The 19,621-nt window shown below is 40.3% G+C and carries 19 protein-coding genes; 18 read left to right on the forward strand and 1 reads right to left on the reverse strand.

Features of this window, described 5'->3' with window-relative positions:
* Positions 1–3: 3 nt before the first annotated feature.
* The 12 genes from CVD27_RS15885 to tnpB all read left to right on the forward strand — a co-directional run bounded on the left by CVD27_RS15885 (position 4) and on the right by tnpB (position 9,508).
* Positions 4–1,308, forward strand: coding sequence for an MFS transporter (locus CVD27_RS15885; protein ID WP_101648876.1), 1,305 nt, complete (start codon positions 4–6; stop codon positions 1,306–1,308).
* 105 nt (positions 1,309–1,413) lie between these two features.
* On the forward strand, positions 1,414–2,613 hold the full coding sequence (locus CVD27_RS15890) for a CaiB/BaiF CoA transferase family protein (RefSeq protein ID WP_257984384.1): 1,200 nt from the start codon (positions 1,414–1,416) through the stop codon (positions 2,611–2,613).
* Between the two features lie 28 nt (positions 2,614–2,641).
* Positions 2,642–3,904: a 3-isopropylmalate dehydratase large subunit gene (locus CVD27_RS15895; protein ID WP_219621317.1), complete on the forward strand. Its 1,263-nt coding sequence runs from the start codon at positions 2,642–2,644 to the stop codon at positions 3,902–3,904.
* A complete protein-coding gene (locus CVD27_RS15900) occupies positions 3,905–4,402 on the forward strand; it encodes a LeuD/DmdB family oxidoreductase small subunit (protein ID WP_101648879.1) in 498 nt (165 codons plus the stop codon).
* 24 nt (positions 4,403–4,426) lie between these two features.
* Positions 4,427–5,329, forward strand: coding sequence for a hydroxymethylglutaryl-CoA lyase (locus CVD27_RS15905; RefSeq protein ID WP_101648880.1), 903 nt, complete (start codon positions 4,427–4,429; stop codon positions 5,327–5,329).
* A gap of 26 nt (positions 5,330–5,355) precedes the next feature.
* Positions 5,356–6,111 carry a maleate cis-trans isomerase family protein gene (locus CVD27_RS15910; RefSeq protein WP_101648881.1) on the forward strand — a complete coding sequence of 252 codons (756 nt, stop codon included), beginning with the start codon at positions 5,356–5,358 and terminating at the stop codon, positions 6,109–6,111.
* Between the two features lie 96 nt (positions 6,112–6,207).
* Positions 6,208–7,287: a tartrate dehydrogenase gene (locus tag CVD27_RS15915; protein WP_101648882.1), complete on the forward strand. Its 1,080-nt coding sequence runs from the start codon at positions 6,208–6,210 to the stop codon at positions 7,285–7,287.
* Between the two features lie 285 nt (positions 7,288–7,572).
* Positions 7,573–7,869, forward strand: a complete 297-nt coding sequence (locus tag CVD27_RS15920) for a putative quinol monooxygenase (protein ID WP_101648883.1) — start codon at positions 7,573–7,575, stop codon at positions 7,867–7,869.
* A gap of 208 nt (positions 7,870–8,077) precedes the next feature.
* The gene (locus CVD27_RS28790) at positions 8,078–8,191 is read left to right on the forward strand and encodes a hypothetical protein (protein ID WP_257984385.1); all 114 of its coding nucleotides are present in this window, start codon (positions 8,078–8,080) and stop codon (positions 8,189–8,191) included.
* A 62-nt stretch (positions 8,192–8,253) separates the two neighbouring features.
* Positions 8,254–8,388 (forward strand): aldehyde dehydrogenase family protein, encoded by a 135-nt coding sequence (locus tag CVD27_RS28795; protein ID WP_257984386.1) that lies wholly within the window; start codon positions 8,254–8,256, stop codon positions 8,386–8,388.
* A 537-nt stretch (positions 8,389–8,925) separates the two neighbouring features.
* Entirely contained in the window at positions 8,926–9,117 is a 192-nt protein-coding gene (locus CVD27_RS15930; RefSeq protein WP_101648884.1) for a hypothetical protein, read from the forward strand.
* A 253-nt stretch (positions 9,118–9,370) separates the two neighbouring features.
* Positions 9,371–9,508 carry an IS66 family insertion sequence element accessory protein TnpB gene (gene tnpB / locus CVD27_RS29100; RefSeq protein ID WP_142384110.1) on the forward strand — a complete coding sequence of 46 codons (138 nt, stop codon included), beginning with the start codon at positions 9,371–9,373 and terminating at the stop codon, positions 9,506–9,508.
* Between the two features lie 154 nt (positions 9,509–9,662).
* Here tnpB and CVD27_RS15940 read toward each other — a convergent pair whose 3' ends face one another.
* On the reverse strand, positions 9,663–12,236 hold the full coding sequence (locus tag CVD27_RS15940) for a substrate-binding domain-containing protein (RefSeq protein WP_101648885.1): 2,574 nt from the start codon (positions 12,234–12,236) through the stop codon (positions 9,663–9,665).
* A 255-nt stretch (positions 12,237–12,491) separates the two neighbouring features.
* On the opposite strand from CVD27_RS15940, the gene CVD27_RS15945 reads away from it, so the two are divergent.
* The 6 genes from CVD27_RS15945 (at position 12,492) to CVD27_RS15970 (ending at position 19,598) form a co-directional block, all read left to right on the forward strand.
* On the forward strand, positions 12,492–13,205 hold the full coding sequence (locus CVD27_RS15945) for a LytR/AlgR family response regulator transcription factor (RefSeq protein ID WP_101648886.1): 714 nt from the start codon (positions 12,492–12,494) through the stop codon (positions 13,203–13,205).
* A gap of 129 nt (positions 13,206–13,334) precedes the next feature.
* A complete protein-coding gene (locus CVD27_RS15950; RefSeq protein ID WP_257984387.1) occupies positions 13,335–14,279 on the forward strand; it encodes a substrate-binding domain-containing protein in 945 nt (314 codons plus the stop codon).
* A gap of 198 nt (positions 14,280–14,477) precedes the next feature.
* Entirely contained in the window at positions 14,478–15,647 is a 1,170-nt protein-coding gene (locus tag CVD27_RS15955) for a substrate-binding domain-containing protein (protein ID WP_101648888.1), read from the forward strand.
* Between the two features lie 65 nt (positions 15,648–15,712).
* Positions 15,713–17,209: a sugar ABC transporter ATP-binding protein gene (locus tag CVD27_RS15960; RefSeq protein ID WP_101648889.1), complete on the forward strand. Its 1,497-nt coding sequence runs from the start codon at positions 15,713–15,715 to the stop codon at positions 17,207–17,209.
* Complete coding sequence (locus tag CVD27_RS15965; RefSeq protein WP_101648890.1) at positions 17,190–18,170, forward strand: ABC transporter permease; 981 nt, start codon at positions 17,190–17,192, stop codon at positions 18,168–18,170. The genes CVD27_RS15960 and CVD27_RS15965 overlap by 20 nt, the downstream gene beginning before the upstream one ends.
* 210 nt (positions 18,171–18,380) lie before the next feature.
* Positions 18,381–19,598, forward strand: coding sequence for a Gfo/Idh/MocA family protein (locus CVD27_RS15970; protein ID WP_101648891.1), 1,218 nt, complete (start codon positions 18,381–18,383; stop codon positions 19,596–19,598).
* The last annotated feature ends 23 nt before the right edge of the window (positions 19,599–19,621 follow it).

Genomic DNA, 19,621 nt, shown 5'->3' on the forward strand with positions numbered 1-19,621 from the left:
ACAATGGGAGTACCATTAAAGGCTACGTCTATTACTCAACCAGCGGTTGCACAAAAGGGTGCTTTAAGTACATTATTTGGTTCATGGCTTGGATGGCTTTTTGATGCTCTTGATGCAGGTGTTTTTGGATTTGTCATACTTGCTATTGCCGGCTCCTTCAAGGTAGAAATCAGCTCAGTTGTTTCAACTGTTGCCTGGTTTCTATTAGCTACCGGGGTTGGAGGATATTTCTTAGGTAACATATCTGACCATATTGGCAGAAAGAAAACCCTCGTAATTTCCGTTTTAGCTTATGGAATTGGAACCTTGCTCTGTGGAATGGCTGACAGTGTGGTTCAATTAAACATTTATCGTTTTATCGTTGGTGTTGCAGTAGGCGGTCTCTGGTCAGCAGCTGCTGCTCTTATTTCAGAAGTATGGGCACCTGAAAAACGTGCAAAAGCTATTGCCTTTATGCAAACGGGCTGGGCGGGAGGAAATCTCTTGGCGGCAATCTTTGCTTGGTCTATTCTTAATCCTGCTGATCCTGAATCATGGAGAAATCTTTTTATGATTGCCAGCATACCTGCTTTTGGAACCGTTTTATATATCTTGTTTTTTGTTAAGGAATCACCTGTCTGGCTAGCAAACAGAGAATATATCAAAAACAATGCAAAAAAGGCTGGCATTGGAGCAATTTTTAAGCGTGAACATTTAAAAGTTACTATTCTTGCACTGGCAGTCTCTATGCTTGGGATGATTGGCTACTGGATTATCTTCACATTTGTACCAACTTATCTACAAAAGGTTCTTGGTATCCGAATCGATCAGGCTCCTGTATTCCTAATCTGGACAGGTATTGGGGCAATGGTTGGTTATATTGTATACGGTTACATGGCTGATAAAATTGGTAGACGACTTTCTTTTACATTCTTTTTCCTTGGCATGACTATCATTGTTCCTATATTTACATACGTTTCAAGTCATATGCCATTAACTGACGGAAAATTGCTGCTAAACGGGCATAATGTATTGGTCCTTGGTATCATTTCAGCTCTGCTTGGTTTCTTTACTGGCTATTTCAGTGGATTTGGCGCGTGGTATTCAGAGTTATTTCCAACGAGTATTCGTGCTACAGCAGCAGGATTCTGTTTTAACTTTGGACGAGTAGGTGCAATTGGAGGAATCGTTGTAGTTCCAATGCTTCTTGCATCAGGATTTTCATATCCAGTTGTGATCACTCTTGCCGCAGTTTCCTACTTTATCGCTGCGTTCCTCGTTTTGGCCATTCCTGAAACCAAGGGTGTTGAGCTTACTAGCGGCAACTAATTTAATTCTTTGACCTAGTTAGGTACTTCGCTTCCTTCATGTAAATGAGGGAAGCGAAGTTTTCTTTATTTTAAACTACATACAAAATTTTGGGAGATGATTGTAATGGGAAGAAAAGCACTCGAAGGTTTAAGAGTGTTGGAAATGGGTCAGCTCATTGCAGGGCCATTTGCTTCTCGGCTACTGGCGGAGTTTGGCGCAGACGTAATAAAGGTGGAGTCACCTACAACAGGAGATCCTATACGAACATGGCGTATAGTCGAGAACGGTACCAGCCTCTGGTGGTATGTACAATCAAGGAATAAGAAGTCTATAACAGTAGATTTACGGCAGGAGGAAGGCCAGGAAATTATCCGCCGCCTTGTAAAAGAAATTGATATTTTAATAGAGAACTTCCGTCCTGGTACGATGGAAAAATGGGGTCTCAGCTTTGAAGAATTAAAGAAGATTAATCCAAGATTGATTATGCTTCGAGTTTCTGGTTATGGACAGGATGGGCCTTATCGAGATAAGCCAGGATTTGGCTCGATCGGTGAAGCAATGGGAGGCCTTCGTTATATCACCGGTTATCCTGACCGTCCGCCAACAAGGGTAGGAATCAGTATCGGGGACTCCCTGTCAGCTCTTTATGCAGTAATCGGGGCATTGATGGCAGTTTATCACCGCGATGTAAACGGAACAGGTGAGGGGCAAGTAATTGACGTTGCACTTTATGAATCAGTGTTCAGTCTGATGGAAAGCACTATTCCGGAATACGACCGGGCAGGGGTGATCAGGGAAAGAACAGGCAGCACTTTACCGGGAATTACTCCTTCGAACACGTACGCTTGTGCCGATGGCAAGTATGTAGTAATTGGAGCAAACGGCGATGCCATTTTTAAACGTTTGATGAATGCTATTGGCCGTGAAGATATTGCAGAAGATCCACAATTCGAGAACAATGCAAAACGTTCAGAACATGCTGAATACCTGGACAGAATTATTGAAGATTGGACTAAGAGCATGCCTTTTAGCGAGGTTATTAAGTATCTCGATGCTGCTAAGGTTCCAGCTGGATCCATTTACTCTGCTGAAGATATATTGAATGATCCTCACTACCAGGCTCGTCAAATGATACAGGACGTGGAAGTAGAGGGACTCGGAAATCTTAAAATGCCTGGTATAGTTCCTAAAATGAGCGCTACACCTGGCGGTATTGAATGGGCAGGTCCTAAACTTGGACAACACACAGAGGATGTTCTTAAAGAAAAGTTACAATTAACAAAAGAGCAAATTGTGGAATTAAAGGACAAGGGAATTATTTAAGAAGGGACTGATAGTCATGGGAATGACCATGTCAGAAAAAATACTAGCCAAAGCATCTTGTCAGCCAAGTGTAAAAGCGGGAGATATCGTGTGGGCTCAAGTTGATATCGCTCTTATGCACGACTTATTAGGCCCTTGGCTTGTAGATGGAGGTTTTAAACGCCTTGGCGGTAAACTATATGATAAAGAAAAAGTAGTAATCGTTTCAGACCACTGTACACCACCTGCAACAGTCCAGCAGGCAGATATTTTAAAATTCACGCGCGACTGGGCAAAAGAGCAGGACCTTTCTTATTACTATGAATTTGAAGGTCCATGTCATCAGGTAATAGCAGAACACGGCCATGTCCGTCCAGGCAGAGTCATCCTCGGTACAGATTCCCATACCTGTATGGCTGGTGGGTTAGGCGCTTTTGCTACAGGTATTGGTTCCACCGAAATGATTGGTGTTCTCTTAACTGGAGAAACCTGGCTGAAGGTTCCTGAAACCATTAAGATCGTTTGGGAGGGGGAACTTCCTGAAGGTGTTTATGCAAAAGACATGGTATTAAAAACAATTAAAGATTTGGGACATGCTGGGGCGACTTATCAGGCGCTAGAGTTTTCCGGGTCTGCTATTCAGAATCTATCCATCGATGAGCGCCTCGTTCTGTCTAATATGGCTGTTGAAGCAGGCGCTAAAACAGGATTGATTGAACCAGATGAAAAGGTTATGGAATACCTTCGAGCTAGAGGTGTAACAGACGATATTGAATTCTTTAAAAGTGATGAAGATGCTGAATATATCCGCACCCTCCACTATAATGCCTCCGAGCTTGAACCACAGGTTGCTTGTCCGCACGAAGTGGATAATGTTCATCCAGTGAGCTCAGTTCAAGGGGTTAAAGTAGACCAGGTGTATCTGGGGTCCTGTACTAACGGAAGAATCAATGATTTACGAATCGCAGCTAAAATCTTAAAGGGTAAGAAAATAGCGAAAGGCATCCGCTGCCTCGTTGTACCTGCTTCCCAGCATATCTGGATGCAGGCTAGCAAAGAAGGGATTTTGGATATCTTGACCGAAGCCGGCTGTATTGTAAATATGCCTTCCTGCGGAGCGTGCGGCGGATTTACAAGCGGGGTTATAGGTGCAGGCGAAGTCGTAATGTCCTCCTCTAACCGGAATTTCCGAGGAAGAATGGGGAGTCCAAAAGGAGAGGTGTATTTAGGCTCACCAGCATCAGTTGCGGCAACAGCTCTTGAGGGGAAAATAACTGATCCTCGAAAATATTTATTGGAGGGAGTCTTGTAAATGTCTTTTGTTATCCGTGGACAAGTGTGGAAATACGGTGACAATATCAATACCGATATTATTTCACCAGGTCAATATATGAGCCTGCCAGTTGATAAACAGGCAGAACATGCAATGGAAGCGGTCGACCCTGCCTTCCATGAAAAAGTAAAACCCGGAGATATTTTGGTAGCAGGCAACAATTTTGGGTCCGGTTCAAGCCGCGAAACAGCACAAATGGTATTAAAACATCACAAAATCGGTGCAATCATTGCGAACTCCTTTGCCCGAATTTTTTACAGAAATTCGATTAACGTGGGGCTGCCGGTTGTAGAAATGACAGACACATCTTTAATTGAAGAGGGCGATGATATTGAAATCGACCTCTTGGCAGGAAAAATAATTAATCACACAAAACAGACTGAGTATAAAGGTACTAAACTCCCTGAACATTTAATCGAAATGGTTGAACTCGGCGGTTTGGAACCTTATTTAGCTAAGAAATTGGGAATTTCCTAAACTAGAGAAAAGGAGGGTCCCCCAATGAAAACTCCAGAAAAAGTAGACATTATCGAGGTAGGACCGAGGGACGGAATTCAAAACGAGTCAAATTTTATATCTACGGATAAAAAAATCGAATTGATTAATGCGTTAAATAAAACCGGAATTAAAAGAATGGAAGCCACTTCCTTTGTACATCCAAAATATGTTCCACAAATGAGGGATGCCAAAGATGTTCTCGAAGGAATTGAACTAGATCCTTCTATTCAGTACATGGCACTGATTCCAAATGAAAAGGGCTATGACCGTGCCATTGCTAGCGGCATTAAAGCTCTCTCTCTTGTTGTTGGAGCAAGTGACAGCTTCAATTTAAAAAATGTCAAAATGACAAGAGAGAAATCCATTGAAAGTTTTGAAACTGTAATTAAAAAAGCGAAAGATCAGGATATTTTTATCCGTTATAATATTGCCACTTCCTTCTGGTGTCCATTTGAAGGTAAAGTAGATTCTAGCATAGTTTTAGATATAGTAGAAAAAGCTGAACAGCTCGGCGTCGATGAAATTGTTATTTGTGATACAATTGGCAGGGCAAACCCTTTACAAGTTTTTCATGTATTAGAAAAAACTATATCGTTAAAAACAAAGGCAGTACTTACTGCCCACTTCCATGATACATATGGAATGGCACTAGCCAATGTAACTGCAGCTCTTGAGGCGGGTGTGACACGTTTTGACGCTTCAATTGGTGGTCTTGGCGGATGTCCTTTCGCTCCAGGTGCGGCAGGAAATGCCGCTACAGAAGATATTGTTTTTATGTTGCATGAAATGGGAATTGAAACAGGAATTGACTTAAATCAGCTTCTAGCATGTGTTGAATTGGTCAAGCCTTTAACAAATCGGAATTTAACCGGCCATCTCAATAAAGTAGAGGAATGCAGATTATAGATTCATATTTTAGGAGGATTACTACCATGACTAAAAACTTCCGAGTAGGACTTATCGTACCAAGTTCAAATACAACAATGGAAACAGAAATACCAGCGATGCTAAATTCTAGAGTGCAACTGTTCCCTGAGGAAACTTTTACTTTCCATTCTTCCAGGATGAGAATGATGCATGTAAATCCAGAGGAATTAAAACAGATGGATGTAGAAAGTGATCGCTGTGCTGTAGAACTTTCTGATGCACGCTGTGATGTTCTTGCCTATGCATGCCTCATTGCAATTATGTGTCAGGGCCCTGGATATCATCAGGTTTCTGAAGAAAGACTTGGCCAAGCAACGGCAGACAATGGGGCGGCCACCCCGATTGTCAGTAGTGCTGGCGCGCTAATTGATGGTATTAAAACCATTGGTGCTAAAAAAGTATCCATAATCACACCTTATATGAAGCCTTTAACTAATATGGTAATTGAGTATTTGAATACTGCCGGGATTGAAGTAATTGACAGCATTAGCCTTGAAGTTGCAGATAACCTTGAAGTAGGAAGACTCGATCCGATGAATCTTCTTGAACATGCTGAGAGACTGAATATTGAAGGAGCTGACGCAGTTGTTCTTTCTGCCTGCGTCCAGATGCCGTCATTACCTGCAATTCAAAAGGTGCAGGACAAATTGGGATTGCCTGTTCTTTCAGCGGCAACTTCAACTGTTTACAAAATCTTAAAAGGGTTAAATCTTAAAGCGGAAGTTCCAAATGCTGGACACCTACTTTCAGGTAAATTCTAAGTTCCCGGAATTGAATTATTTATTCAAAAGAAGGGATGGCAGACAAAAGCCATCCCTTTTGTCTAAGAGGCAACAAAACTGGTGAGGAGAGTATTTATGAAGAAGACATATAAGATCGCTGTTATAGCGGGAGATGGAATCGGGCCAGAGGTATTAACGGAAGGAATTAAAGTTTTAAATAGAGTGGCTGAACTCGATGGCAGCTTTGAATTTGAATTTACTCATTTTCCTTGGGGCTGTGAATATTATTTAAGTAATGGAAAAATGATGGACGACGATGGCCTTGAACAGCTAAAGGCTTTTGATGCTATTTATCTGGGTGCAGTTGGTTTTCCAGGGGTGCCAGACCACATTTCCCTTTGGGATCTGCTTCTCAAGATTCGCAAAGGCTTTGACCAGTATGTAAATATTCGCCCAATTAAGTTGCTTGAAGGTGCACCTTGTCCTCTAAAAGATATTAGCCGCGATCAAATTGACATGTTGGTGATTAGGGAAAACAGTGAAGGGGAGTACGCAGGTGCTGGAGATTGGCTTTTCAAGGGACAACCTCATGAAGTGGTACTTCAAACAGGCGTGTTTTCCAGAAATGGTGTAGAAAGAATTATTCGCTATGCATATGAAGAAGCAAGAAAACAAGGAAAATCGCTTACAAGCATAAGTAAAGGTAATGCATTGAATTACTCGATGGTTTTTTGGGATCAGGTCTTTGATGAGGTTGGGAGAGAATACCCGGATGTAAAGACCCATTCCTATTTGGTTGATGCAGCGGCAATGTTTTTTGTAAAACAGCCTTGGCGCTTTGAAATTGTCGTAACAAGCAACTTGTTTGGGGATATCATTACCGATTTAGGAGCTGCTATTGCCGGAGGATTGGGACTTGCTGCAGGTGCAAATATTAACCCAACACGTGAGTTCCCATCTATGTTCGAACCAATCCACGGATCAGCACCTGACATCGCAGGAAAAGGCATTGCAAACCCATTAGCCACCATCTGGTCAGCTAGTCAAATTCTTGATTTCTTTGGCCATGATGATTGGGGAAAAGAAGTATTAAACTCCATTGAAAAGGTTATGTTAGAAGGCGAAGTACTGACTCCTGACATGGGAGGTCAGTCATCTACTCAGGAAGTAGGGCAAGCGGTAACAGGCAAACTTAACATATTCTTGAAAAAATAAAAGTGTAATGAGATTTAGGTTCAAACAACCATACGCTTAAGGAAAATAAGGGCAATTGTCATTGAGAAAGCTGTCTATTCCCTGGCCGGGCATGTCATATTGTTCGGCCTTATTAATTTATGTAACTCAGTTTTATGACAACTGCTAATAGTCTTTTTGACCCAGTCACTTTATTTATTAACTCCTATAAGATATGAGTTTTTAAGGGCTGCCGGAATTCGAGTCATTACACTTATACTTATCAAGTATACTGCATTTTAATTTCATTAAAGGAGATTACATGACATGATAGTTCTCACAGCAAAATACCATTGTAAGGCTGGTATGGGAGATACGGTAGAACAAGCATTGAGAGAAATGATCTTGTTAGTCAAGGAGGAGAAAGGATGTATTCACTACCTAGTGAACCGCTCGAAAGACGACCCAGACGCTTTTTTACTGTTTGAGCAGTATCAAGACGAACAAGCACTTGCAAGCCACTCAGAAACGCCTTACTTTAAGAGAATTGTTTTAGATACAATCGTCCCCTTACTCGAAAATCGGGAACGCACTTTTTATACACCTGTAACGAATCTTTCTTAACTAAAATACCTATCAACTCGTTCAAGCCTTCAGCAGTATTCAACTGTATTTGAACTTATGCTTTAGTAGGAATTCACAAGAAAAAAAATGGTGAAATAAGCAGAAATTGAAATGGCTCTAGACAATTATATAGTAGAAATAGAAAAAGGTATAAGAATCAAAATTCCGAAATGCCGGTCAAACATGTATTTGTACAAATCGTATTTATTTGCAAGAAGGCATTGCTGCATCATTTATACAAGAGTTCGCTGCAGCAGCTGCGTTATTAAAATTAGGTAGCGGCTTTGAAGAAGGTACTGACATAGGTCCGCTCATTAACTAGAATGCAATAGTAAAAGTATAAAGCATATCTCTGATGCAGTCGATAAAGGCGCTAAAATATTAGTGGGGGGCAACCAGCTTATTGCAAAGAACGGCTATTATTTTGAACCAACGATGTTAAGTGGGGTAACAGATGAAATGGTTTGTATGAAAGAAGAAACATTTGGACCGGTTGCACCAAGCTTCTTCGGAAGCTAAGTCTGATGCAGTGACATTAAGAGTTGGTTGGTTGCGAATTGGTTGATATGAAGCGCTAACATATCGATTTTAAAAGGATGTCTATTCGCTTGAAAGCTGTAGATACTAAAACAAGGGTAAGTGGGGTCGTTACCTATTTCCGCTAGTACTGCTAAATTATTAACTGAGTATTTGCAGGAAACCGAGGAATTCGGCAATGAGTACGATTCTTAACGTATGAAGGAGAAAAGATCGGAGAGGCTACGGTCCGTGATAATCTGAGGATCTGCGGCCAAGTTGGGAAGATTAATAATAAACGTGTAGTTTCTCATGCTTTACTACATACAGGTCCGTTATTATATATCCTTAACGATAGGGATCAGTTTAGTTTGCAACGGATGCTTGGGCATTAGCATATGAACTTAGTCGGTCTTATTCTAATGAAGAACATGGACGTACAGAATCAGTATAGAACCCATTCTCCGCTTAATTAGTATTAATAAAAAAGGATATTTGATTGAAAAAATTAAGCAAAATATTAATTTGAAGGTGGTTCCTATGTCTTTCCAAGAAGATATTATGTTAATGGTAAAAAATATGGAAGTGGATGAAGCGAAAAAGTTACTTGCTTCTATATTTTTGAAATTACAAAAGGTAAATAACTATGATTACTCAAAAGAAAATGCATACGAAGATATAAAAGAGTTATACCGAGAAGCAGTTGTTGGTAAAATGATGTTTGGTGAATAATACGTGTTCTCCGCCACTTTAAACGTGGCGTTTTATTTTTTTCCATAAGGAACATTTGTTTGTGTATAATAATAGTAAGGTGATGATTTTTGGCGATACGTGATCGCGGAATGGTAAAGTGGCAACCTGCGTTTCAACTGCCGGAACTGGTGAAGTTTTATCTCATGAGGAAGTTGAAAGATCAGTGAAACACGATTTTACAAGTGTGAAAAATATTTATATCTTTTGCGGTAAAACAGACATGTGAAAAGCAATTCATGGCCTCGCAACACTGATTCAAGATTCTTTCAAACTTGACCCATATGGCGATTCCATTTTCTTATTTTCAGGTTGGAGTAAAGATCGATATAAATGTTTATATTTTGACGGAGATTGCTTCGCCATGCTTTAAAAATGTTACAACAAATATTCGATGAAATAAACAGGAGACTATATACGAAAGCTGGATATATGGTAAGCTTCATCTAGTAACAAATATAAAGAAAAAACCAACCTAGTTCTAATTATTAATGAAAGTTGGTTTTTTCTTTGACTGCTTCAGGGGTTTATTTAAGAAGATTTATGTACCTATTTAATTCAGAGGGATCTTGGTTATACACAAGTTTCCATGCTTCAAGGAGATTTTCTTTCGTTACTTTTAGAGCCGGTACAGCTACATAAGCTGGTGCTGGTTTGCCGAGCAGTGCATAACCGGCCAAGATCGCCTCGGCCACTCCTTGATGGTAAGGCATCTGCGAACCCGAGCCCTTGATAAGTCCATCTTTTGCGATTTCTACGGCAGCATTGGTACCCAAATCCATTGTCGTAATAACTAAATCATGTTTTCCTGCGGCACGGGCGGAGGCCATAGCACCTTCCGCCACCAAATCCCAGACAACAAAGATTCCTTTCAAATCGAGGTGTTGAGAAAGCATAGCGTCTGTAATCTCTTTCCCATCATTCGGACTAGTAAAACCGCTGCGGGTTATGATTTGAATGTCAGGATAACTTTCTTTAATCGTCTTTTCAAAAGCCGTTAATCTTTGTTTCATTACAAAAAAATCAGCATCGTAGTATATGACCCCAATCTTGCCTTTAAAACCTATTTTCTCTGCCATGATGTCGGCGGCATAGGCCCCGTTTCCATAGTTGTCGGCTGAAACGACGCTTACATAATCCTCACCCGGTTCCAACCCATTTGGTGTATTGTCCATAAAAACCAGCTTAACACCTGATTGAGCTGCGGTTTGAAAGGCACCCGCGGTTGATAACGGATCGATGGGAAGACTAACAATAATGTCTGGTTTTTTTACTAATATCTTTTGAATGTCTGAAACTTGCTTTTCCCAGTTAAATTCAGCATCAGTTACAGCCACGACCCTAATCCCCATTTTATTAAAAGTTGTCTTCAATCCTTCAATTTGTGCTCTTGCCCAATTATTCCCGGTATAGTGCATGGCAATAGCAGCTGTATAGTTCTTTTCTCTAAGCTTTTTTAAATCTTTCAAAGACAACTGAAGTGTTTTGGCAGATACAGCTTCCTCTCCATTGGGTCCAGTACTTAAAATTTTATGTTCGGGTATATTTTGATTAATTGTACTAGTTAAAGTTTCGTATATAGTGGTTAAGAACTCCTTTACATTAACAGGTTTCGTCACATAATTATCAAACCCCTTGCCTAATGTCTGCTGGATGTCCTGAGGCATGGCATTGGCACTGACAGCAATAATCGCTATATCCTTCGTTTTTTCATCCTGTTTTATAAGGTCAAACACCTCATAGCCATGCATATCTGGGAGGTTAAGATCTAGTAGAATTAAATCTACTTTTTCAGTCCTAGCCAGTGCCAATCCTTCTTTTCCGGAACGAGCAGTTAAGATCGTATAGGATGGCTGGGATTTCAGGATGTTCTTCACCAGGTGTAAGTTAGATTCATTATCTTCCACATACAGCAAACCATAGTGATCTGACTTAGGATTCTTTGTTGGTAAATCCATCACTTCTTCCCCCCATTGCATCGCGGTCGTTAAATCATAGGGAAGGGGGAGGCTAAAGTGAAAATCGCTGCCGATTCCTTTTTGGCTCGCTACACTAATTTTTCCACTCATAAGTTGTACAAGTTGCTTTACTAAAGATAATCCAATGCCCGTACCTTCCTCATGTGTTCCTTCAATCCGATAAAATGGGACAAACACTTTCTGATATTCTTCAACAGAAAGCCCGACTCCTGTATCCGCGATATGAATAACAGCCTCGTTTTGTTTCATATACGAGAAAATCATGACTTTTCCGTCTTCCCGGTTATATTTAATGGAATTATCGAGAAGATTAAGGAGGATTTGTTTCAGGCGAATCGGATCGGCAAGAACGGTTACAGTTTGCGAATGGTCCATTTGATTAAGAATGGTAATTCTTTTTTTCATAGCAAGCGGCTGCACGATCTTGATACATTCATTGATAATAGTCTGAAGTTCTACCTCCTCTATGGAAACTTTTAAATGGCCTGTATCAATTCTTGAAAGATCTAAGATATCATTAATTAAGCTTAATAGATGTTTTCCTCCGCTTAAGATCTCTTGGACAAAATCCTGCTGCTCCTCATTTAAGGTTTCATCTATTTCTAATAGCTGGGCGAAACCAAGGATTCCGTTCAATGGTGTCCTGAGTTCATGGCTCATTTTGGAAAGAAAGTCCGATTTGATTAGGTTTGCTTTTTCCGCTGCTTCTTTTGCCTGAATAATCGTTTGTTCCATCTTTTTTCGTTCGGTAATATCCGATATGGTCACAAGCGCAGCTTGTTCCCCGTCTTCATGTAATTTAAGTGGTTTTGAAGTTATGGAAAGCCATTTAGTCCCATTATTTCGATCGCTTACTCCCAAGACATAATCATGGAAAGGAATCCCCTGTTCGAGGGTGATAATTCCAGGCAATTCCGAATAGGGTAGGGAGGATCCGTCCTCTTTTACATAATCTAATTGGCGTATATTTGCTTCCGTTAATAATTCGGATTTAACACCTAGCACTTTTTCAACATTTTCATTAAGCGCAATCATTCTACCGGACCTTTTATGAATAATGACGCATTCCGACATGGTTTGTAAAACTTCTTTATATAAATTTTCGTTAGGGGTGGTTTCCATTTTATCCTCTGCCTTCCGAAAGAATAGTCATGCATTTTCCTGATGCTGTAGCTTTAGTATAGTCCACAGTATTTCTTCTTTAAAACTGCAAAAATCATCAAACCTAATTTAATATTAAAATACTTCCTATCCTGCTTAAACTGCCTTATACTGAGAGTAGTTAGTTTGACAGCGATTTCAAATAGTAGTATGTTATCAATTAATTTTTATATTAATGTTCCACTTAGATAGAAGCTTTTAATATGAGGTGATTTTTTGAGAGTTTTAATTGCAGAGGACCATGCACCATCCAGAAAACTATTGAAGCATCTCATTAAACCTTTGCAGAGTTATGAAATGGTTGGAGAAGCCGTTAATGGTGAGGATTTAATTTGCAAAGTGATGATAGAAAAGCCAGACATCATTTTGGTGGATATTAATATGCCATTCTTGAATGGGATGGAAGCAGTGAAATCTTGTAAAAAAGTAGTCCCGTCAGTACAAGTTATCTTTATCACCGGACATGATGAGTTTGCTCTAGAGGCCTTTGATGTAAATGCAATCGATTACATTGTTAAACCTATTGACCGTGACCGTCTTTATGCAGCCTTAGAACGAGCAGCTGCACTTGCTAAGACTCCATCCAAAAGCGAGCGCCCAACCGTTAAGAAGGATTTAATGGTTAAACAGTCCAATCAGTTTTCTTTTATACCGTTAGATGACATTATTTTTATTGAACGAGCGGACCGAAAGGCCGTGATCCATACAATTGATCAAAAACTAGAGGTAAATGAGGCGTTAACGAATCTTGAAGAACTCCTTGATTCCCGTTTTGTAGCCTCCCACCGTTCCTATATTATTAATTTGCAATATTTAAAGAGGATTGAAACGGCAGGGCAAACGTACAAAGCATATTTTAAAAATTATGAGGAGACAGCAAAAGTTTCCAAGAATAAGTTAGCAGAATTACAAAAAAATAAATCGTTGTGAGGTCCGGGTTTACCGGACCTCAATTTTTTTTGTTTTTTTAAAAAATTATGATTTTATTGTCCGAATGAACGATGATTGTGTCCGAAAGGATAGAAAACGATTTCATTTGAAAAAAAACCTTGTCGGAAGATGATTAGACGACAATTTTGTAATCGATTACAATCCAAATATAGAAACAAGAAAGGACAAATAACAAAGATGGTAGGGATTGTAGATGTAGCAAAGAAGGAAATTGTTTCAGCTAAAACCATTCTAGTTGTTGTGCCTGACATTACAAATCCGTTTTTTTCAAAGGTGTTTAGGGGGATTGAAGCAGTAGCAGTTACAAATGGATATCAAGTTATACTCGGTGATACAGGCAATGATCTGGAACGAGAAAAGTGGTTTTTAAACCTTTTGCATCAAAAAAAAGTAGATGGAATGGCTTTATTAACTGCCCAAACGGATGCAGCAACCGTTGAAGAGGCGGCCCAAAGGTTTCCGTTGGTCCTTGCGTGTGAGTATATAGAAGGTTCCAACATCACAACTGTTTCGCTTGATAACATAAGCGGTGCCAGAAAAGCAACGGAATATTTAATCGATTTGGGACACGAAAGAATTGGCTGCATTATTGGGCCTCTCAATAGTGTCTTGAACCGAGACCGTCTCAAGGGATTTTATCAAGCAATGTCATGCAACAACCTTATCGTGGATCCTGTGTTAGTCCAGGAGGGTGATTTCTCTTTTGAAAGCGGTTTTAACCTTATGATGAAGTTTTTTGCCATTGGTCAACTCCCATCTGCGATTTTCGCTGCCAATGATGAAATGGCAATGGGAGTCATTAAAGCCATTAAATCTAAGGGGCTTAAGGTGCCAGAGGATATTTCGGTTCTCGGTTTTGATAATCTGAAATTCTCGTCCATATTCGACCCAGGTCTGACAACGATTGCACAGCCCGCATTTGAATATGGTGAGAAAGTGGCGGAATTTCTAATAAGGCTCATCAACAAAGAGGAAATTAAACACGAGCATATGTTTTTAGCTAACCAGTTGATTGTAAGACAGTCTTGTCAGCAGTATGTGAAAAATTTTTAGAAAAAAATGTAATCAATTACATTTTTTGAAGCCTATAGAAGCCTGGTTTTATAACTTAAATGAATGTAATCCATTACTAGTAATATTCTAGTAAGCTTACATTTATAAAAAGGGGGTGGTGCCACACTTATAGATTGTAAGGTGGTACCGACAAATAACGAGCTTCAACTAAATAACTACTATAGTGGGGGTAATCCAATGAAAAAGAGTTTTTCTATTACAGTTTTACTGTTACTTGTTTTAAGTGTTTTTCTTGCAGGGTGTGGCGGAAAAAAATCTACATCTGAACAAGCGAGCACGAAAAAGAATGAAAACTACACAGAAACAGCTTCAGGACCTTTAACGATCAATCCAAAGATTCCGGATTTAGCGGTACAAGATAAAGGGCCGAACGGAGAACAGGCCGTTTCAGCTAAGACATTGCAGCTTACGGAAGATGAGCTAAAAAAGATTAAAGAAGGTCATTATAAAGCGGCGATTGTTATGCACTACTCTGGTACTGACTATATGAATGCCGCAGTTGGTGCGATGAAGGATACATTTAAGAAGATGGGCATCAAGATCGTTGCAGTAACAGATGCACAGTTCAAAGCGGAAAAGCAAGTAAATGATATCGAAACCGTTTTAGCGAAAAAGCCGGACATTATGATTTCTGTTCCAGTTGATGCCGTATCTACGGCACCAGCTTATAAAAAGGCTGTTGCCCAAGGCGTAAAGTTAGTATTCATGGATGGAGCTGCACAAGGTTTAGTTGCAGGTAAAGATTACATCAGTATTGTGTCTGGTGACAACATGGGTAACGGAGCAACCGCAGCAGACATTATGGCTGAAAAACTTGGCGGAAAGGGTAAAGTCGGCATTGTGTATCACGATGTAAACTTTTTTGTAACCAAAAACCGTTCTGATGCTTTTGAAAAAAGAATCAAAGAAAAGTATCCAAATATTGAGATTGTCGCAAAAAGTGGGATTACTGGTCCAAATCAGGCAGAAGAAGTAGCATCTGCTATGTTGACAAGACACCATGATATTGATGGTATCTTTGCTCCCTGGGATGTACCCGCTGAAGGTGTTATGGCTGCAGCAAGAACGGCTGGCAGGGATGACCTAGTTGTAACAACAGTTGACTTAGGTACAAACGTAGCAATCTCCATTGCACAAGATGGAATTGTTAAAGGTCTTGGAGCACAGCTGCCATATGACCAAGGTGTAGCACAAGCGATCCTTGCCGGCTATGCCCTATTAGGAAAAGAAGCACCAGCGTATGTTGCTTCACCATCCATCAAAGTTACGAAAGAGAATGTATTAGATGAATGGAAGTTAATTTACGGAACAGAGGCACCTGACACAGTAAAAAATGCGATGAAATAATTTTAAAAAAAGAATAGAGGCTGCTTTTGTAAGCAGCCTCTAACATAAAAAGAAGGTGAACTTGGATGGAACAACCGATTCTCGAAATGAGAGGTATTAATAAAGCTTTTAATGGGATTACCGTTTTAAACGATGTCCATTTTTCCGTCAAAAAAGGTGAAGTTCACGCCTTGATGGGGGGAAATGGTGCAGGAAAATCGACGTTAATGAAAATCCTTACAGGCGTATACTCCGCAGACAGTGGCGAAATTTTAATTGAAGGAAAACCGGTAAGCATCAAAAGTTATGATGATGCTCAAAAGAATAATATATCGATGATTTTCCAAGAGTTTAGTTTAATTCCGACTCTTACCGTTGCCCAAAACATCTATCTTACTCGTGAGAAGAAAACATCATTAGGGCTGCTTAATGATAAGGATTGTGAGAAGAAAACAGAAAAATTGCTAGAAGAATTAGGCGTAGATATTAGACCAAATGATGTAGTTCAAAATTTGGGGGTTGGCTATTGGCAGATGACGGAAATTGCCAAAGCGCTTTCCCAAGAAGCAAAGATTCTGATTATGGATGAGCCAACCTCGTCCTTAACCAAAAATGAAACGGAAGTACTCTTTAGTTTTATTAACAAATTGAAAGCAAAAGGTTATTCTATCATCTATATTTCTCACCGGATGGATGAAATCTTTGAAATATGTGACCGAATCACGATTATGCGTGATGGCCGATATATCACAACAGAAAAATGCAGTGAAACCGATCTTGATACTGTAATTTCACATATAGTCGGTATGCAATTTGACCAAGCATTTGAATGGAAAGAACGTTCCTACGCAACGGACGTGCCGCCGATTTTTGAAGTAAGAAGCTTAAATGCCGAACATGTTCAGGATATTAATCTTAAAATTCAGCCGGGTGAAATCGTCGGAATCGCCGGGTTGATGGGAAGCGGAAGAACGGAATTACTTCGAAATCTCTTTGGGATTGATCCCATTGAGAGTGGAGACATCTACATCAATGGTCAAAAACAATCCATTAAGAATCCTAAGAATGCCATAGAAGCCGGACTTGCACTGATTCCGGAGGACCGCCGGATGCAAGGATTGGTCCTTGAACATAGTGTCAAGGATAATATGATTCTTCCAATTCTTTCGAAGGTGAAAAAAGGAGCTTTTATTGATAGTAAGAAATCCAATGAGATTAGTAATGAATTTGTAAGGAAGTTAAATATTAAAACGGATAATATTTTTAAAAAGGCCGGGTTGTTATCAGGCGGTAATCAGCAAAAAATCGTTCTAGCTAAATGGCTGGCGAACGACCCTACTGTCTTGATGTTGGATGAACCAACGATTGGTGTGGATATTGGTGCAAAAACGGAAATTGTGGAGATTATTAGAGCCATGGCCGAAAACGGCAAGGCAATCCTTGTGGTCTCTTCCGAACTTCCAGAACTGCTTGCTTTGAGTGATCGTGTCATCGTTATGCATGATGGGAAAATTAAAAAGGAAATGACCCGCAGGGAGATTAAATCAGAGGAGGAATTACAATATGCAATCCAAGGTTTCTAGTATTCAAAAGCCAGCAACTCCTTCATTGAAAGGATTCGAGTGGCGTAATTATATTGTCTATTTTGCCTTCGTGGGCGTATTAATCTATTTTTCTATCAGCTTAAGTGATGAAGGTTTCTTAACTTCAGGGAACTTATTAAACATTGTTAGACAAACAGCGACGATTTCTTTGATGGCGTTGGCCATGACATTTGTTATTAGTACAGGGGAGATTGACCTTTCTGTGGGTTCCATTGCTGCCCTTTCTTCTCTAGTCGGTGCATTAGCCATCCAAGCGGGTTATGGCATTATTGGTGGACTCATCGGCGGTGTAGGTACTGGACTTGTGGTTGGATTAATCAATGGTTTGCTTGTTACAAAAGTAGCGATTCCTTCCTTCTTGGTAACACTGGGAACAATGGGAGCCATTAAAGGTGCTGCGATGTGGGTTACAGATACTGCTCCAGTTCCGATTGTAGACGCAAATTTCAATTTCATCTTTGGTTCAGGAGACATTGGTCCAATTCCAGTTTTACTTATTTGGACTCTAGTATTTACAGTGATTGCCCATATATTACTTCGTAAGACATCATTTGGCCGCCAGGTATTGGCAACAGGCGGTAACGAAAATGCGGCTAGATTCTCTGGTGTAAAGACAATGAAAATCAAGCTAATAGTTTTCCTTGCAACGGGTTTAATGGCTGGTTTAGCTGGTCTTCTCTATGCGGGCCGTATGAATGCCGGACGTTTCTCCTTCGGTGAAGGCGATGAGCTTTCTGTTATCGCTGCGGTTATTCTTGGTGGAACAAGCTTGTTTGGCGGTGTAGGAACAATCATCGGAACGATTGTGGGCTCCTTAATGATTGGTACGATCAACAATGGTTTGATTATTATGGGTCTTGATGTCAGCCAGCAAATGATTATCAAAGGAATTATCATTATCTTGGCGGTGGCTTTCGGTAAGAAAGCGATGAAACGATAATTTTAATAGAGATTTCCGCGGAATAATAGCAGAATTCTGCGGAATTCCCCCGGAAATTGACGGTATTAATGAGAAAACTGGCGGAATTTCCTCGGAAATTGGCGGAATTAATGATAAAAGCGGCGGAATTCTTTTCAAAAAAAGCGGAATAAGGTCTATAAATTTGTATCCTTGAACAACACGATCAACTTTTGAACAGGAGGAAGAAAGGTGGAGAAGATTAAAGTTGGTATCATCGGTACTGGTTTTATCGGGCCGACTCACATAGAAGCCATCAGAAGGCTTGGTTTTGTAGAAGTAGCTGGTTTGGCGGAAACCAGTCAAGAAATGGCTGAAAAAAAGGCAGCTGAGCTTGGAATTCCGAAGGCCTTTGGTGATTACCGAGAAATGCTGAGAGACAGCGAAATCCAGGTCGTGCACAATTGCACACCAAATCATCTTCATTTTGCCATTAATAAAGAGATTATTTTAGCTGGAAAGCATGTTGTCTCAGAGAAACCACTGGCTATGAACAGTGATGAATCAGCAGAATTGTTGGAGTTAGCAGAAAAACTAGGCGTCATCCATGCGGTCAACTTTAATTACCGACAGCATGCGAGTGTACAAAACTTAAAAGCGAAAATCACTGAAGGTGATCTTGGGAAAGTGAACTTGGTTCACGGAAGCTACTTGCAGGACTGGTTATTATATGAAACAGACTACAACTGGCGTTTGGCGCCGGAAGTGGGCGGAAAGTCACGCGCAGTAGCGGACATTGGTTCCCATTGGTGTGATACCGTCCAATTTGTAACGGGCAAAAAGATTGTCGAAGTTTTTGCCGATTTAGCAACTGTTGTTCCAGTAAGAAAGAAACCGACAGGAAACGTAGCTACTTTTGGGGCACAGACAGCAGAAGATATGAAATATGAAGATGTACCAATTAATACAGAAGATTATGCATCTGTTCTTGTCCGGTTTGAGGATGGATCAAGAGGAGTCTTTACGGTATCTCAAGTAAGTGCGGGACGGAAAAATAGATTAAGCTTTGAGATTAATGGAAGTCAAGCTTCAGTATTTTGGAATCAGGAAGAGCCTGAGAAGCTATGGATTGGGCATCGGGATAAAGCAAATGAAGTTCTATTAGCGGATCCGGCGTTGTTTTTGCCGGAGGCAAGGTCTGCTATTCATCATCCTGGAGGGCATAATGAAGGCTGGCCGGATGCATTGAAAAATATGATGTTCAATTTCTACACATTTGTCCGCGACGGCAAAAGTCTGAAAACAGACAAGCCAAATTTTGCGACATTTGCTGATGGACACCTTTCGATGTGTATCACAGACGCAATCTTAGAAAGTAACCAGCAGCAGAAATGGGTGAAGGTTCTGAAGCATGGGGACGGTTCTCTTGCTTCCAAAGGGCCGGCGGGTCCATTTACTGCCCAATTATAGGAAAAAATGATAGGGTAATTGTT

Origin of the sequence: Neobacillus cucumis, from assembly GCF_002860255.1 — a bacterium.
GTDB lineage: Bacteria > Bacillota > Bacilli > Bacillales > Cytobacillaceae > Neobacillus > Neobacillus cucumis_A.